At 36.9% G+C, this 15,705-nt stretch carries 16 protein-coding genes and 4 tRNA genes; 10 read left to right on the top strand and 10 right to left on the bottom strand.

All coding sequences use genetic code 11. The features are described 5' to 3' along the window. Positions 1–20: 20 nt before the first annotated feature. The 3 genes from ectB to D8M04_RS09745 all read right to left on the bottom strand — a co-directional run bounded on the left by ectB (position 21) and on the right by D8M04_RS09745 (position 3,831). Positions 21–1,298 carry a diaminobutyrate--2-oxoglutarate transaminase gene (gene ectB, locus D8M04_RS09755; protein WP_121522728.1) on the bottom strand — a complete coding sequence of 426 codons (1,278 nt, stop codon included), beginning with the start codon at positions 1,296–1,298 and terminating at the stop codon, positions 21–23. A gap of 36 nt (positions 1,299–1,334) precedes the next feature. After that, positions 1,335–1,895, bottom strand: coding sequence for a diaminobutyrate acetyltransferase (gene ectA, locus D8M04_RS09750; RefSeq protein ID WP_342772637.1), 561 nt, complete (start codon positions 1,893–1,895; stop codon positions 1,335–1,337). Between the two features lie 322 nt (positions 1,896–2,217). Continuing rightward, positions 2,218–3,831, bottom strand: coding sequence for a M20/M25/M40 family metallo-hydrolase (locus D8M04_RS09745; RefSeq protein WP_121522727.1), 1,614 nt, complete (start codon positions 3,829–3,831; stop codon positions 2,218–2,220). A 381-nt stretch (positions 3,832–4,212) separates the two neighbouring features. Between D8M04_RS09745 and dpsA the strand changes: the two genes are divergently transcribed. Further along, positions 4,213–5,100 (top strand): dipicolinate synthase subunit DpsA, encoded by an 888-nt coding sequence (gene dpsA, locus D8M04_RS09740; protein ID WP_121522726.1) that lies wholly within the window; start codon positions 4,213–4,215, stop codon positions 5,098–5,100. Positions 5,101–5,230: 130 nt separating this feature from the next. Continuing rightward, a complete protein-coding gene (locus tag D8M04_RS09735) occupies positions 5,231–5,545 on the top strand; it encodes a hypothetical protein (RefSeq protein WP_121522725.1) in 315 nt (104 codons plus the stop codon). Between the two features lie 253 nt (positions 5,546–5,798). On the opposite strand, the gene D8M04_RS09730 is transcribed toward D8M04_RS09735, so the two are convergent. The 4 genes from D8M04_RS09730 to D8M04_RS09715 form a co-directional block, all read right to left on the bottom strand. Beyond that, positions 5,799–5,872 (bottom strand) — tRNA-Ile (locus D8M04_RS09730). An 11-nt stretch (positions 5,873–5,883) separates the two neighbouring features. Further along, positions 5,884–5,957 (bottom strand) — tRNA-Gly (locus D8M04_RS09725). Between the two features lie 171 nt (positions 5,958–6,128). After that, positions 6,129–6,210, bottom strand: a tRNA-Leu gene (locus tag D8M04_RS09720). 6 nt (positions 6,211–6,216) lie between these two features. Continuing rightward, positions 6,217–6,289: transfer RNA gene (locus tag D8M04_RS09715), tRNA-Lys, on the bottom strand. A 538-nt stretch (positions 6,290–6,827) separates the two neighbouring features. Between D8M04_RS09715 and qoxA the strand changes: the two genes are divergently transcribed. From qoxA to qoxD, 4 genes are read left to right on the top strand one after another with little or no spacing between them, the layout of a single operon-like run. Beyond that, positions 6,828–7,730: a cytochrome aa3 quinol oxidase subunit II gene (qoxA, locus tag D8M04_RS09710; protein WP_121522724.1), complete on the top strand. Its 903-nt coding sequence runs from the start codon at positions 6,828–6,830 to the stop codon at positions 7,728–7,730. A gap of 59 nt (positions 7,731–7,789) precedes the next feature. Beyond that, positions 7,790–9,739: a cytochrome aa3 quinol oxidase subunit I gene (qoxB, locus tag D8M04_RS09705; protein ID WP_121522723.1), complete on the top strand. Its 1,950-nt coding sequence runs from the start codon at positions 7,790–7,792 to the stop codon at positions 9,737–9,739. Next, a complete protein-coding gene (qoxC, locus tag D8M04_RS09700; RefSeq protein WP_121522722.1) occupies positions 9,736–10,332 on the top strand; it encodes a cytochrome aa3 quinol oxidase subunit III in 597 nt (198 codons plus the stop codon). Before qoxB ends, qoxC begins: the two co-directional genes overlap by 4 nt. Position 10,333: 1 nt before the next feature. After that, positions 10,334–10,618, top strand: a complete 285-nt coding sequence (qoxD, locus tag D8M04_RS09695) for a cytochrome aa3 quinol oxidase subunit IV (RefSeq protein WP_121522721.1) — start codon at positions 10,334–10,336, stop codon at positions 10,616–10,618. A 34-nt stretch (positions 10,619–10,652) separates the two neighbouring features. On the opposite strand, the gene D8M04_RS09690 is transcribed toward qoxD, so the two are convergent. Both D8M04_RS09690 and D8M04_RS20005 read right to left on the bottom strand, forming a co-directional pair. Beyond that, complete coding sequence (locus D8M04_RS09690) at positions 10,653–10,880, bottom strand: hypothetical protein (protein ID WP_121522720.1); 228 nt, start codon at positions 10,878–10,880, stop codon at positions 10,653–10,655. 135 nt (positions 10,881–11,015) lie between these two features. Beyond that, positions 11,016–11,156, bottom strand: coding sequence for a hypothetical protein (locus D8M04_RS20005; RefSeq protein WP_158595107.1), 141 nt, complete (start codon positions 11,154–11,156; stop codon positions 11,016–11,018). 353 nt (positions 11,157–11,509) lie between these two features. On the opposite strand from D8M04_RS20005, the gene D8M04_RS09685 reads away from it, so the two are divergent. After that, a complete protein-coding gene (locus D8M04_RS09685; protein ID WP_121522719.1) occupies positions 11,510–12,049 on the top strand; it encodes an NfeD family protein in 540 nt (179 codons plus the stop codon). Between the two features lie 58 nt (positions 12,050–12,107). Continuing rightward, positions 12,108–13,622: a flotillin lipid rafts scaffold protein FloT gene (locus tag D8M04_RS09680; RefSeq protein ID WP_121522718.1), complete on the top strand. Its 1,515-nt coding sequence runs from the start codon at positions 12,108–12,110 to the stop codon at positions 13,620–13,622. Between the two features lie 46 nt (positions 13,623–13,668). Here D8M04_RS09680 and D8M04_RS09675 read toward each other — a convergent pair whose 3' ends face one another. Beyond that, complete coding sequence (locus tag D8M04_RS09675; protein WP_121522717.1) at positions 13,669–14,325, bottom strand: DUF2642 domain-containing protein; 657 nt, start codon at positions 14,323–14,325, stop codon at positions 13,669–13,671. Positions 14,326–14,646: 321 nt separating this feature from the next. On the opposite strand from D8M04_RS09675, the gene D8M04_RS09670 reads away from it, so the two are divergent. Both D8M04_RS09670 and D8M04_RS09665 read left to right on the top strand, forming a co-directional pair. Next, positions 14,647–15,417, top strand: a complete 771-nt coding sequence (locus D8M04_RS09670; protein WP_121522716.1) for a DUF2268 domain-containing putative Zn-dependent protease — start codon at positions 14,647–14,649, stop codon at positions 15,415–15,417. A 100-nt stretch (positions 15,418–15,517) separates the two neighbouring features. Beyond that, positions 15,518–15,616 (top strand): YjcZ family sporulation protein, encoded by a 99-nt coding sequence (locus D8M04_RS09665; protein WP_121522715.1) that lies wholly within the window; start codon positions 15,518–15,520, stop codon positions 15,614–15,616. Positions 15,617–15,705: the final 89 nt, after the last annotated feature.

Raw genomic sequence — 15,705 nt, 5'->3', positions numbered from 1 at the left:
TTGTTCTTATATATATGCTTTTAATTGGATAAAACATGTTTAATGCTTTGATTTAATATCTCAAATCCTTTTTCTAATCCAACTTGATCGATAATCAGTGGTGGTAAGAATTTAACAACTTCATCGTTAGGTCCTGATGTCTCAATGATTAAGCCTCGATTAAAGCTTTCAGCACATATTTCATTAGCAAGTCCCTCTACATTTACAGCGATTCCTTGCATTAATCCTCTGCCCCGTGCTTCTCCCTTTAACTCTGGAAATCTATCGATAATAGAGTCAACCTGCCTCCGAATAAAGGCAGCACTAGCCTTAATTTCATTAGAAAAGTCGTCTGTCTCCCAGTAGCGTAATGCTTCCGTTGCACCGATAAATGCTAGATTGTTCCCTCTGAAGGTTCCATTATGCTCACCAGGCCCCCATTTATCATACTCCGGCTTAATAAGTGTAATTGCCATTGGCAATCCAATTCCACCAATAGATTTAGACAAGCAAACAATATCAGGATTTATGCCGGCAGGCTCAAAACTAAAGAATGTACCAGTTCTTCCACATCCAGCTTGCACATCATCTACGATTAATAGAATATCCCAGCGTTTACATAGCGTTTCTATTTTTCTTAACCATTCCATTCGAGCTGCATTAATGCCGCCTTCTCCTTGAACTGTTTCTAAAATAATTGCTGCAGGTAGCGCCACGCCACTGCCATTATCTTCTAAAAATCGTTCTAGATATACGAGGGAATCTTGGTCTTCTGCATATTCATCAAAAGGCATAAACACAGAATGGTGCAGTGGCACGCCAGCTCCATGGCGTTTAAAGGAATTACCAGTTACAGATAACGAACCAATTGTCATTCCATGGAAGGCATTAGTAAAACTAATTACCGTATCCCGGCCGGTAACTTTTCTAGCAATTTTCAATGCACTTTCAACAGAATTGGTACCGGTTGGCCCAGGGAACATTATTTGATAACGAAGGTTACGAGGGGTGAGTATGGTTTCTTGAAATGCTTCAAGAAACATTTTTCTAGGGGTTGTACCCATGTCTAGGCTATGCAGAATCCCATCGTTACGAATATATTCAATTAGTTTCTCTTGCATCACATCATCATTATGGCCATAATTTAACGCACCAGCTCCAGCAAAAAAGTCAATAAATTCCTTACCATCTACATCCCAGATTTTATAGCCTTTTGCTTTTTCAAAAACCGTTGGCCAGCCTCGGCTGTAACTTCTTACTACAGATTCGTATTTCTCAAATGTTTCCATTTTATCGTTGCTAATTATAGCGGTTGACATCCACTCATCCTTTATAATTTATTTATGATTACATATTTATTTTTCAATTGGTCCAATTTTAAACAATAGTTCATCTTCATGGCCTTTACTCGGAAAATCATCAGCCTTAAAATAGTCACTAATCTTCCAATTGGTTTGAAATTTTCTGGCCAGTCCTAAAAACAATCTCTTGGATGGGGTATTGGAAGGTCCCACAGTTGCTTCCACATAATGAACATCTACACAGTAGTCACGTTCCAGTAATTGCAGCAGCATTTTTGTCGCAAGACCTCTCCCTCTTTCCGATGCATGAACAGCTACTTGCCAAATAAATATCGTGTCTTGTTGTTCTGGATGAATAAAACCAGAAATAAATCCAACTACCTTTTGTGTTTCTTTTCTCACAACGACAATCGACGTATCTGAAAAAATTTCACACCACATGAGGTAACTATAGGACGAATTTAGGTCAAGGTTGCCAGTATGCTTCACTAGTTCCCATACTTCCGCTCCATCTTCTTTCTTTGGCTTACGGAAATGGTACTCTTTTGAAGTTATTTTTAATTTAGATATAGCTTCGGATATAGTGATGCTTTCACCTCCTGAATCTTTTGTCAATTTAGTTTACGCTATTTAGCTTACCGAGAATGCTTTCGTTCGTCAAAGTGATTTAACTTGGTTTTGACGTGTTTAATCATCTTTAAAATGGATGAAAGTCAAATAATTTAGAATCACTAAAAATTGCTACCAAATCATGCCAAATAGTAAGAATTTTAAATACTGTTAAAAAAACTGCATCTCCACTTTCGTTAGCGAATGCATTAATTTCCCCTGTACTTGCTGTATTAAATTTATGTTTGCTAAGAATCCTCACTAAAGTAAAAAATCAAAATAGCTATCATCCCTTCTCATCCGGAATGATAGCTATTTTGATTTTTTGTTAATCAGACTTCCTATTGATTAACATCTTAATTAGTTCTGCTAATAAAACAGGTGTTTGCTCAAACGCACTCTTAATATGCAAACGTTCAGATCGCTTATGTGGATCTTTGCCAAATGGACCGACATTCAGCACTGGAGCCTGTAATTGCTGCATTTCTTTAAAAGGTATTGTATAAGTGTCATTCCAAACTGGTGTATTTTCTTCAAAGGCTGACCAGCCATCTTTCGTCCCTTCGTAATTTACATAGCTTAAATCACAAATCCCATTAAAATAATGGACCTGACGGATGGATAGTTTACATTTTTCTTGTGCTGTTTTACTAACAAATGCCGTACATTCTTTTACCAAATCATTGTCTGACGAATTAACAGCAGGATAATAAGGTGGTGCGAATAAAATGATAATTGCTGGCGCTAATTCCTGACAATGAATCATTAATCGATCAGCTATTCTTAGCGCCTTCTCTCGATCGTCCCACTGTTCTTGGTAATATATATCCGCTTTCATTTCCTGTATAGCATCATTACCTAGTTTATTTGTTGCATATTCTAGTAAATCCTTATATTTCAAAACCTTCACATTTCCAATTGGTGTTACCTCGTAAGCTTTACATTTCAGCTGGTAATCCTCATTACATTTACGAGCGGCTTCATTAGCAACTTTCTCAAAAATATCAAACACCTCTGATGCACTGCGCTTCATCATAAAAATGTTATATAAAGCAGATGAGCGATAGGGTGTCTGTGTGGAGTAAGTCAGGCTTAAATCTCTTTGTTGTAATGTTATTGGAAGTGGTGTTTTTTCCCCTAACACCTCCTCAATAAAAGCTTCATTCCATTCCATTTCTTTGGTTAAATAAGAAGCCATATACGAAGATGTCAATCCTCTAAGAGGTTCTCCAGCATGTGTTTCCTTTCCATAAAATAAAGCTGCACCTAGTATTTTCCCAATGGAACCAGTATAAATAAAGTAATGATGGTTACTAGGATTATTTGAGAATACAGGTTCACTGTTAAGGAAGAGTGTAACCCTAAGCTTGTGTTCTTCCTGCATTGCTAGTATTTTCGGAATAGCCGCACGCATTCCGGCTGAGTTTACTTCTTCGTCAGGAACAGTAACTAATAATAGGTTAATAGGCCAATCTTCCATACTAGCTCTTTCAATTAAACTCATATGATAGACTAGACCCATCTTCATATCCATGACTCCACGGCCAAATAAATACTCTCCAGATATTAAATCCTCTAATACTTCGGGAGGTAGCTTAGCCTGGGCTTCCATCCATGTTTTTGTTAAATCCTCTGGCAATGTTGCTAATGCTTCGAAGTCTCCGTACTCCTCTGTGCCTACCGTGTCAAAATGACTAATCATACAAATGGTATCGGTCGCATTAGGGTGTTTATATAAAGCAGTCAAGAACTTTCTTCTTTTATCCGCATCATACAAGCGAATATAATCCGGATTTGCTTGGTAGTATTCCAAATCTTGCAGTTTGGCTTGTAATTTCACTGGAAATTGACGCTCTCCTTCCGTTAATGAAACACTTTTCCATCCTACAAGTTCCGTCAGCAAAGACCTTAACTGATTAGGAGTTTGCCATAATGTTGCCATATCAAAATCCCCCTATTTAAAGCAATCTCTTTCTCTATCCTTCATAAAGCATGAAGCAGTAAGTTATAGATATTATACCACTAGCATACATATCTTGACAGTTTACTATATTAACTTTTCTAAAAATTTGCTAATATAGGAAGTAGTCATATCGAATATAATCAATCTATATAATGAAGAGAAACGTCAATCAGTGTTGGGTTTTCTTTCTTCCTCCCTGATTGCAGTTATCCGAAAGAAGCTCTTACCGACTGCTGGTCCCTGCTTAAGATCTGTAAGATCGCTCGAATGCATAAAGCCGAAGTATGACATCAGTTAACTCGTAATACCTAACCAAAAAGGGATTATATAAGTTTAGTTAATGCGAAAGGTGGAATAATAATGGTAAAGATGCTTATTCTAGGTGGCGATTATCGTTACGTGGAATTAATGAAGGCGATTGCCTGTCAAGAGATTAGAGTCTATGCAGTTGGTTATGAGGAAATTAACGATCATCTTGATAAACATGATATCATCCTATGTCAGCTAGACGATGTACCATTAAAAGAAATAGATGCCATTTTACTTCCGGTTTCAGGAACAGGTCATAACGGGAATATAGAAGCTACCTATTCTACACATACAATAAACCTGACAAAGGATCTTGTTCTAAAAACCCCAGCCCGATGTGTGATTTATACTGGTATTTCTAACCCATACTTACAAGATTTATGCATGGATGCCGATCGTTCGTTGGTTCCACTGTTTAACAGGGACGATATTGCTATCTATAATTCTATTCCGACTGCTGAAGGAACATTAAAAATAGCCATTGAAGAAACAGACACTACGATTCATGGATCCAAAGTTCTAATACTCGGTTTTGGAAGAGTTGGTTTGACGATTGCTCGTACCTTCTCCTCTATAGGAGCAATTGTAACAGTTGCTGCTAGGAAAACTGAGCATATAGCTCGCATCGAAGAGATGGGTCTTAAAGCTATTGTGCTGTCTGATATAGAAAACACTATCTCTTCTGCCCAAATTTGCATCAACACAATCCCTTCCCACATCCTAAACAAACGCGTTTTACAAAAAGTACACCCCTCTGCCCTTATTATTGATATAGCTTCAAAACCAGGCGGTACAGATTTTTCATTCGCAAAAGAAAAAGGCATCAATGCGATCCACGCATTAGGCATACCTGGAAAAACAGCTCCCAAAACAGCAGGAAAAATTATCGCAAAAGTATTATTACAGTTATTAAATCAACAGTTCCCCCATCTTAATTGAATGCGCACACCAAAAGGAGAGACCCACAGGACGTTGAATAAATCAGGCTATTACCAGCTGCCTCAGCTGTTTAGTCTCTTAAAGGCAGGCTTTACACCAGTTCATACGTGATAAAGTAAGGAGGGAAAAGATGTTACTTTTACTAAAAATCACTCTATTAATCTTATTTTATTGGCTTAAATGGCTATCAAGTATGCATGAAGACTGTATTACAATCCATATAAATGCTTATTATCCCGATGAAAAGACATATACTAAGGCAGTATCAGTAGAATTAATTGAGCAAGGAAAAAAAGTTAGTTATAAAGGAAATCGAATTTTCCATATAGATGGTGCAGAGTATTTTATGCACGAATTAACAATCCCTAATCTAATTTCACCCACTAAACAAATTATTTTAAAAAGACGGAAATACCCTGTTACACATAAATACACTTCTAAATAAAAGAAACTCTAGCGAACATTAGCCACTAATAAATCAGAAATTCCAACTGTACGCCTCATCCGACTTTATGTCTAGAAACTTGTAGAGCAGGTGTCAGCGCAAAAAAGGAAATCCTCTCGATTTTGTTTCATTAACCCCGGAGCGTCACGACAACCTGAATATCCTTTACAGTAAGCTTCCCTCGAATTCAGTTAAAATAAAAAAGCAGAACACAATTATCAGTGTTCTGCTTTTTTATTGAATTCATTAGATATGGGCCTGAGTGGACTCGAACCACCGACCTCACGCTTATCAGGCGTGCGCTCTAACCAGCTGAGCTACAGGCCCATTAAAAATAATGGAGCGGGTGATGGGAATCGAACCCACGACATCAGCTTGGAAGGCTGAGGTTATACCATTTAACTACACCCGCATATATAAAGTATTTTAAATATATCATATCCATGAGCATCTGTTCATCAGTTTCCCAAGCCCCGGCGAATAATTTGAAGCGTGGGCCGCCCCTCTACCCTAACCTCGACTAAGTGGTATTTTATGATTGTGCTACTTCACTTGTTTATGCAGAAGTTTCTTATTACAATGATGCGGGTGAAGGGAGTCGAACCCCCACATCCGAAGATACTAGATCCTAAGTCTAGCGCGTCTGCCAATTCCGCCACACCCGCAAATGATGAGCCATGAAGGATTCGAACCTTCGACCCACTGATTAAAAGTCAGTTGCTCTACCGACTGAGCTAATGGCTCCTATATTAGTATTCTATTAAATCCATAAGGAATTTCTAACACCAAAAAACTAGTTGCAGTTATAGCATCCAAAAACAACTTAATTAATTTATCACATCAGAAAGTTCTTGTCAACTTTTATTATTAATAAATGAGTTCAATTTATAGAACGGATATTTATAGATTAAATTTCTATACTATAATTTCGTTATTTAAATACCAGAAACTGATTCACCCCATTTTAGGTGCCTTTATTTTAGGGAAATGATACAATCATCTTTTCGTCGGTAATAACTAGGGTGTTATCTTAGAGATTAATTGGTTCTAAGCTTCCTATCCTTCAATTGGCAACAAGGGTAAAATTGCTCTCCTTCTGAAATTAATTAAATTCTGTAGTAACTTGCTTTAGTTTTGCCAGCCGAAAAAAGTTCAAAGCTTCTTGAACATTTTATGAAACTTTTCACAAACTCATTGTTTTTACGTTCCAGTAGTAATAGTATGAGTTAATAAAAGCTTTTTATCTAACAAATAAGTTAGAAAAACAGAAAGGGGTAACTCAATGAAACAAAAATGGGCCTTACTAGCATTTATTTTTACTATGATCACAGTGCTAATAGGTTGTGAGCCTTTGCTTGTTTTGGATCCTAAAGGTCCTCAAGCTGAGACGCTTTCAAATACAATCTGGATATCCATATTCACAATGGCAGTTGTAGTAATAGTTGTATTGACACTGTTAATAAATATGCTAGTTAAATACCGTGCCTCAAAACAACCAGACGATTATGAGCCACCTCATATCGAAGCAAGTCCAATAGTGGAAAGCATTATTATTGGAATACCAGTATTAATTGTTGCTTTCTTATCCGTAGTCTCTGTTGTCTCCACTTATCAAGTTGAAGACGTACCAGAAGGATATGAAGATCAGGAGCCATTAGTAATATATGCTTCCTCATCTAACTGGAAATGGCATTTCAGTTATCCGGAACAGGATATTGAAACAGTCAATTATGTTTTCCTTCCAACAGACAGGCCAGTTGAATTCAGATTGTATTCACATGGACCAATTACTAGTTTCTGGATTCCACAGCTTGCTGGGCAAAAATATGCCATGGCAGATATGATAACTAAAATAAATCTAGTTGCAGATAGTCCTGGTGAATATATGGGTAGAAATTCAAACTTTAGTGGGGAAGGTTTTGCAAAACATGTATTTAATGTAACTGCTCTTTCTCCTGACGAATTTGACACTTGGGTTGATGAAATTCACGCAACAGCTGAACCAATCACAGAGGAAAAATTTGATGAATTACTAGAACCTGGACACCTTGGACAACTAACCTTTACAGGTACACATTTAGAGTTTGCACCAGCTCCAGAGGGAGAACATGGTGGACATAATCATGGTTCAGATGACTCGCATTCTGAGGATAACGAGGATACATCAGAGCACACTAATCACTAGTTTTCGAGTTTTATAGCAACAGGAATTACCGATTATTATCTCTCGAAAGGAGTAAGAACATGGAATTTTTTGAAAGATTTGCTGTTCCGCATCCCAGTCCATTAATATACGCGTCCATGGTTGCTATAGGTTTAGTAATCATAGCCATTATTGCTGGCGTAAGTTACTTTAAAAAATGGGGCTACTTATGGAACGAATGGTTAACTACTACTGACCATAAACGAATTGGAATTATGTATATTATTTCCGCTTTACTAATGCTTTTCCGTGGTGGTGCGGACGCAGTTATGATGCGACTTCAAACCTCAGTGCCTGACAATACTTTTCTAGATGCACAACATTATAATGAGGTTTTCACAACACACGGGGTAGTTATGATCTTCTTCATGGCTATGGCATTTGTAATTGGTTTAATGAACTTTGTTGTACCACTACAAATTGGAGCTAGAGACGTAGCTTTCCCAAGACTAAATGCAATTAGTTTTTGGTTATACTTTGCAGGTGCAATGCTATTTAATATCTCCTTTGTTATTGGCGGATCACCTGATGCCGGATGGACGAACTATTATCCACTTGCAAGCAATGACTTTAGTACATCTGTCGGTGTTAACTATTACAATTGGGCACTACAGATATCAGGTATCGGTACCCTAATGACAGGGATTAACTTTATCGCTACCATTATTAAAATGAGAGCACCTGGCATGACACTGATGAAAATGCCAATGTTTACTTGGTCTGCTCTGATCACAAATGCGATTATTGTCTTTGCCTTCCCAGTATTGACGATTGCAATCATAATGGGAACATTAGATCGTCAGTTTGGAACCCATTTCTTCGCTTCCACAAATGGCGGTATGGACATGATGTGGGCGAACCTATTCTGGGTTTGGGGACATCCTGAGGTTTATATTTTAATCTTACCTGCTTTTGGTATTTATAGTGAAATCATTGCAACATTCTCACAAAGAAATCTATATGGTTATAAATCAATGGTAGGATCAATGGTTATTATATCCCTATTATCCTTCCTTGTATGGGTTCACCATTTCTTTACGATGGGTCAAGATGCATTAACAAACAGTATCTTCTCTATTACAACAATGGCTATTGCAGTTCCAACTGGAATTAAGATATTTAACTGGCTGCTTACTATGTGGAAAGGGAAAATACACTTTACTGTACCAATGCTATATTCTGTAGCGTTTATTCCACTCTTTACGATTGGTGGGGTTACAGGTGTAATGCTTGGAGTTGCAAGTGCAGACTACCAATACCATAATACAATGTTCTTGGTTGCTCACTTCCATAATACGATTATTCCAGGTGTTGTATTTGCAATGCTTGCAGGCTTAACTTATTGGTGGCCAAAAATGTTCGGCTTTATGTTGAACGAAAAAATTGGGAAATGGGCATTCTGGTTCCTTACTATCGGATTCTGCTTCTCCTTCTTCCCAATGTATATTACTGGATTAGACGGGCAAGCACGCCGTATGTTCACGTACTCAGAGGCAACTGGCTTCGGTCCATTAAACATGCTTTCCTTCTTCGGTGCAGGATTAATGGCAATTGGTTTTGTTATAATCGTATATAACATTTATTACAGTTTCCGTTATTCTCCAAGGAATGTTGGAGATGATCCTTGGAATGCACGTTCACTAGAATGGGCTACGCATAACCCTGTTCCTGAATATAACTTTGCCGTTCTACCTCAGGTAGAATCTAGTGAAGCATTTTGGGATTATAAGAAAAAAGGACATAAATTATTCCCAGATAGCATTAAGAAGATTCATATGCCAAATAATAGCGGTCTTCCAATTATTATGTCTGGTCTATTCTTTATCTTCGGATTCTCATTTGTATTCTACATTTGGGCTGGAGTAATAATCTCTGCTATCGGTATCTTCGCATGTATGGCATACCGTTCATTTGAGAAAGATGATGGTCGCTATATTTCAGCCGAAGAAATTAAAGAAACAGAAGATAAATTTGGAGGTGCTGGACAATGAAAATAGATCACACACAGCCTCTAGAATATAGCACCGAACAGAATCAACTTAATATCCTTGGTTTCTGGATATTTCTCGGTGCGGAAATTATGCTTTTCGCAACACTTTTTGCTTCCTACTTTATATACGAAAATCGTGTAGGAAATGGACCTTCTGGTGGCGAAATTTTTGAAATAACACCAGTATTGATTGAAACATTTGTACTTTTAACAAGTAGCTTTACGATTGGCTTAGCTATTAATGCCATGAGACTAAAACGAACTAAAGCAATGCTAGTATTCTTAGGAATCACCCTTCTACTAGGTTTAGGATTCCTAAGTGTTGAGATTTATGAGTTTATGCATTATTACCATGTTGGTGCAACATTGCAAACTAGTGCATTTACCGCTATTCTTTTAACAACGCTTGGTACGCATGGTGCCCACGTTACTCTTGGGTTGTTCTGGGGATTATTTATTATGATTCAAATTAAGCGAAGAGGTTTAACACCAGCTACTGCTAATAAATCCTTTATTTTCTCGTTATATTGGCATTTCCTAGATGTAGTTTGGATCTTCATCTTTAGTTTCATCTACTTGAAAGGAATGATGTAAAATGAAAGAACTATTTCCTATTAAACAAGTAAATGGATTCGTGTTTTCTTTACTATTAACTATAGTGGCACTTAGTGTATACTTTTTCGATATGTCGTTTCAGCTGGGAATGACAATTCTATTGGTAACAGCTTTCATCCAAGCAGGCGTTCAATTAATTATCTTTATGCACGCCGGTGAAAGTGAAGATAAAGGTACGATTTATACATCTACCATTTACGGTGTTGTAATTGCCCTATTTACAGTCTTCGGTTCCCTTCTTGCTATGGTATGGGGTTATATGTAAAAAAAAGAGCATCGATGCTATCGTCGATGCTCTTTTATTTTGCTCCCTTCCCTTCCTTCGTGTACATCTCTTCCGTAATTGCTAAAAATATCCCCATTATAAAGATGAATACTGCTCCCATCACAATCCCAATTCCTATACCAATGACTTCCGATAAACCGCTTACAATATATCCGTAGAAAAATAGTAACGTACCAATTACGGATAATGTTCCACAAATAAAGCTAATAGCTGTGACGATATTACTTCCGAATGATTGCATGTTACAACCCCTCCTTTATACTTATATTATTCAACATGTTCACAAGTTTGTCAAATATATTTGAACATTTTCCGAAAAAATAATTATTATCTTGACAAGCAATAAGCCCAGCAATATTAATTGCTGGGCTTATTGCTATTTGTTTCTAATGTTATTATTCATCTTATGTTTAACTTCATTATCACGGATAACACGATCAATATCCAGATACGGCTTCCCTTTTAGTGCATCATTCGAAAACAATTGCATGGATCTCTCCTTACTTTCCTCACTCATTCAAATTAACCTCCTCCTATTTCTGTTATGTGTCAGTTTGTACATTAATCTGACAATCATTCATTACCTTAAACAAATTAATACCAAATCGAGCGAAACCTCTAAATCATTTTTTAAAATTCTTCCTTTCCCCTCTTAAGAAAAAAAAGTTCTTAGGTCTAGTTAATCCCTCTATCAAGTCTGAAGTGCCACCACTCTTGACCTGTAAGTATAACTTAGTATGGCATGGAAGTTACATTTTGTATTTGTTTTATGTTTATTATGAAATTTTTACATTTTTTGAAACCTATTACTCCTCTTCCCCGTATATAAATTAAGAAACCTCATTTATACTTAAAAAAGGATGGATGCCTATGTATTTATTTGGAACATCTATTGAGAATATCTATCTAATTATATTGTTTGCAGCTGGCACCTTAACACTTTTTCAAATTCTATTTGGAGAAATGGCAGGAGGATTTTTTGAAACCATCCACCTCAATCCAGTTCTTATACTTGCATACTGCATCTTTTTCTCTGCCTCGGGTTATATTTTGGAGCAAATTACCACAATATCGAGCGTATGGATTATAATCATTTCCGGAATCTCTGCACTGGCCCTATCCATTTTTCTAAATATCTTTGTTCTAATACCAATGGCCTCTGCAGAAGGTTCACTTGGATATACAGAGGAATCCTTAAAAGGCAGGGTTGGTAGAATAATCATTCCGATACCAAAAGATGGTTTTGGAGAAATAATGATCGATAGCAAGAGCGGTATGATATCCAAACCTGCCTGCAGTTATGAAAATGATGAAATCGAAGCAGGCATAAAAGTACTCGTCATTAATTTTGAAAATGGAAATCTTTATGTAGTGCCTTATGAAGAAAGTATGTATGATGACTACTTATAGCTAATAATTATCCATATAGGATAATTTATTATAAAAATTAAAATGAGGGGGAATGATGATGCCAAGCATTTGGATCGTTATTGGTATTGCAGCAGTATTAGTATTAGCACTTATCGGAGTCTTTGTAACTAAATACCGCACTGCTGGACCTGATGAAGCACTTATAGTAACAGGAAGTTATTTAGGTGGTAAAAATGTACATGTGGATGAATCAGGAAATAAGATTAAAATTATTCGTGGTGGAGGCGCCTTTATCCTCCCCGTATTCCAACAAGCAGAGCCACTAAGTCTGTTATCCAGTAAACTAGAAGTTACTACGCCTGAAGTATACACAGAGCAAGGTGTCCCCGTAATGGCGGATGGGACAGCTATTATTAAAATTGGCGGATCTATTGGTGAAATTGCTACTGCAGCTGAACAATTTTTAGGAAAAACAAGAGAAGATCGCGAAAATGAAGCGAAGGAAGTTCTTGAAGGTCACCTTCGTTCCATTCTAGGGTCAATGACAGTAGAAGAAATTTATAAAAATAGAGATAAATTTTCCCAAGAAGTGCAGCGTGTGGCCTCTCAAGATCTAGCAAAAATGGGATTAGTTATCGTCTCTTTTACCATTAAAGATGTGAAGGATAAGAATGGTTACCTCGACTCTTTAGGTAAACCACGTATAGCCCAAGTGAAACGAGATGCGGATATTGCAACAGCTGAAGCAGATAAGGAAACAAGGATAAAACGTGCTGAGGCTGCTAAAGAAGCACAGAAAGCTGAGCTTGAACGAGCAACGGAAATAGCCGAAGCAGAGAAAGAAAATCAATTAAAAACCGCAGAATATCGTCGGGAACAAGATATAGCAAGGGCACGTGCTGACCAAGCCTATGATTTCGAAACTGCTCGAGCGAAACAACAAGTTACCGAACAAGAAATGCAAATAAAGATTATTGAGCGTCAAAAACAAATTGAATTAGAAGAAAAGGAAATACTGCGTCGGGAAAGGCAATACGATTCTGAAGTTAAGAAAAAGGCAGACGCAGATCGTTATGCGGTTGAACAATCAGCCATTGCAGATAAAGCGAAGCAAATTGCAGAAGCAGATGCAAACCAATATCGAATTGAATCCCAAGCTAAAGCAGAGGCTGAGAAAGTCCGTGTAGATGGTCTTGCAAAAGCAGATTCCCAAAGAGCACAGGGTGAATCGGAAGCGGAAGTTATTCGCCTAAAAGGACTGGCTGAAGCTGAAGCAAAACGTAAAATTGCGGAAGCCTTTGAACAATACGGTCAAGCGGCCGTTCTTGATATGGTTATTAAAATGCTGCCTGAATATGCTAAGGAAGTTGCCAGTCCACTATCTAATATTGATAAGATTACTGTAGTAGATACAGGCAGTAATAGTGAAAATGGCGGAGCAAATAAAGTATCCGGTTATGCGACTAATTTAATGGCAACCCTGCAAGAATCATTAAAAGCGTCTTCTGGTATAGATGTCAAAGATCTACTGGAAAATATCACCGGCAGTTCCAATTTCTCCAGTAGCCCTGGACATGAAGCGATAGAATATGAAGAGAAAACTAAAGTTTAAAGCCTCACAAAACCTTAAGCGGGAGTATATCCTTCTTAAGGTTTTTTTATTGGAAATGTACAGATTTAATATGTTGTATGTTTGTTAGTAATGAATCTCCACGAGCAGTTGCAAGTTCAATAAGGTTTCCAGAAATCCCTTTTAATAATCCTATTTTGTCTGTTGATAGCCCTAAATCAAGCACAATAATTTGTCCTTTTAACTTTTCTAGTTGAATATCTAATGTACGGGCTAATGTAAGATTCGATGGGAATATCGAAAACATTCCTCTTTCTAAAGTATAAGGAGATTGATGATTTTTATATGGAATAAACCATTTTAATTGATGAAGAGGAATATAAAGTGTCTTGTATACCGGAGAGTAAAATACGCAGTAATCATTTAAAATGTTTGTTACATATCCGTGGACCGTTTCATTTTCATTTCCATTTACATTAATTTCAGCAAAGACTCCCCTGGATTTCATTAGAATTTTTCGTAGTGAAAGATGTTCTAAAGCAAGATACTTATCATTATCTACTGTTTTTCCTCGCTCATCCTTTTTTATTTTTTTAATATGCTTAATAGGTATATAGAGGTAGTCGTCTCCGTTATAGAGCACGATTACATCTGTACCAATATCCACTAATATTCCATGATGACGTGAATTTCCGGTTATATTCACTTCTAATGGTTGTTGAATTAATGGGTCAATTAGCTCCATTCTACACCCCCCTTATTAGCCATTATCTCTATTTAGTCTCTTCACATAGTGAAGAGATACTGAAATTCCCTTCCCCCTACCTAATTTTAAATCTTCGTTACTGTTTTCTTTCTCTTCTCTATATTTTTCTAAACGTTTTCCCTTTAAGTATATGTGTCCTAGCATAGCAGCGCACTGTACAAATGCCCTTTTCCACTACAATAATGACAATGCCTACTAGTGTACTGACCTATTAGGTTAGTTTATAAATATTGTGGGATAACATCCTTCATCGGAATAGCATACTTTAAATGAAGATATATGTGTGGAAGGAGAAATATAATGGGCGTGATAAAAACAGATCAATGGTTGCATGATTTATATGATAAACCCATTCTTATTTGCGCAAAGTTAGAAGAATATTTTCCAGGTGGAACAGCAGATGATATCTTCTCTTACTTAGTTAGGAACGGAATGTATAGATCACCTTCAAAGGATAAAAAGAAGTTTATTGAGTACTTACAAAAAAAGAATTTTTGGGAAGTTACAAGTAGAGAATTTGATCTACTTCGTGCAAAATGGCAAGGTCCAGATATTCCTATCTTTATCTTCCCGTCCGATTCGAATAATCGAAAATTATCCAAAGATTTTAATGGGAAATCAGGCGTCGCATTCACTGATAAATTGTTCTTATTTATTTCTGAAAAAACAACAGAGAATGAACTAAAGGCTCTATTTACTCACGAATACAATCATGTCTGTCGATTAAAACATCATGCTAAGGATTCTAGCAAATATAACTTACTAGATGCTATTATTCTAGAAGGCTTAGCAGAGTATATGGTTGGGGAGCAGCTGGGGGAAGCCCTTCAAGCAAACTGGACTACCTATTATCCAGCCGCTCAAATTAAAAAATGGATCGATCATATCATCATCCCCAATAGCAAGCTAACACCAAACAACAGAAAATATGAAGCAATCCTATATGGAAGAAACCTCTATCCCAAAATGCTCGGCTATTGCGCTGGATATCAACTTGTGGAAGCTTTCACAAAAAAGTCTAAAGTAAAGGGCAAGGATTTATTAAAGCTTGATTCAGAAACATTTCTGTAAAACACTTGATAGCCTAAATCGTTCTAATTGGGATTATACCTATACAATATATAAAACCATTCATATATTATTTGTGTAAATCACTTTGGAGGTGATATGAATGAGTGGTGGTTATGCAGGAGGCTTTGGTAGTGGCTTTGCTTTAATTGTTGTATTGTTTATTTTGCTAATCATTGTAGGGTCAGCTTACGTATATTAAGATCTGAAGAAAGTTAAATTATTTAAGGAGGTTTTTAAATATGGGTTTTGGTAGATGCGGATGTGGATTCGGTGGTTATGGTGGTTACG

Source organism: Oceanobacillus piezotolerans, assembly GCF_003665065.1.
GTDB classification, from domain to species: domain Bacteria; phylum Bacillota; class Bacilli; order Bacillales; family Amphibacillaceae; genus Oceanobacillus; species Oceanobacillus piezotolerans.
The sequence above is the reverse complement of the archived record's forward strand: the minus strand, read 5'-3'. Positions and strand labels throughout refer to the sequence as shown.

Excerpts from the sequence above, each read along its gene's own strand:
- ectB (WP_121522728.1), bottom strand. The coding sequence starts at position 1,298 with ATGTCAACCGCTATAATTAGCAACGATAAAATGGAAACATTTGAGAAA.
- D8M04_RS09745 (WP_121522727.1), bottom strand. The coding sequence starts at position 3,831 with ATGGCAACATTATGGCAAACTCCTAATCAGTTAAGGTCTTTGCTGACG.
- dpsA (WP_121522726.1), top strand. The coding sequence starts at position 4,213 with ATGGTAAAGATGCTTATTCTAGGTGGCGATTATCGTTACGTGGAATTA.
- D8M04_RS09735 (WP_121522725.1), top strand. The coding sequence starts at position 5,231 with ATGTTACTTTTACTAAAAATCACTCTATTAATCTTATTTTATTGGCTT.
- qoxA (WP_121522724.1), top strand. The coding sequence starts at position 6,828 with ATGAAACAAAAATGGGCCTTACTAGCATTTATTTTTACTATGATCACA.
- qoxB (WP_121522723.1), top strand. The coding sequence starts at position 7,790 with ATGGAATTTTTTGAAAGATTTGCTGTTCCGCATCCCAGTCCATTAATA.
- qoxC (WP_121522722.1), top strand. The coding sequence starts at position 9,736 with ATGAAAATAGATCACACACAGCCTCTAGAATATAGCACCGAACAGAAT.
- qoxD (WP_121522721.1), top strand. The coding sequence starts at position 10,334 with ATGAAAGAACTATTTCCTATTAAACAAGTAAATGGATTCGTGTTTTCT.
- D8M04_RS09690 (WP_121522720.1), bottom strand. The coding sequence starts at position 10,880 with ATGCAATCATTCGGAAGTAATATCGTCACAGCTATTAGCTTTATTTGT.
- D8M04_RS20005 (WP_158595107.1), bottom strand. The coding sequence starts at position 11,156 with ATGAGTGAGGAAAGTAAGGAGAGATCCATGCAATTGTTTTCGAATGAT.
- D8M04_RS09685 (WP_121522719.1), top strand. The coding sequence starts at position 11,510 with ATGTATTTATTTGGAACATCTATTGAGAATATCTATCTAATTATATTG.
- D8M04_RS09680 (WP_121522718.1), top strand. The coding sequence starts at position 12,108 with ATGCCAAGCATTTGGATCGTTATTGGTATTGCAGCAGTATTAGTATTA.
- D8M04_RS09675 (WP_121522717.1), bottom strand. The coding sequence starts at position 14,325 with ATGGAGCTAATTGACCCATTAATTCAACAACCATTAGAAGTGAATATA.
- D8M04_RS09670 (WP_121522716.1), top strand. The coding sequence starts at position 14,647 with ATGGGCGTGATAAAAACAGATCAATGGTTGCATGATTTATATGATAAA.
- D8M04_RS09665 (WP_121522715.1), top strand. The coding sequence starts at position 15,518 with ATGAGTGGTGGTTATGCAGGAGGCTTTGGTAGTGGCTTTGCTTTAATT.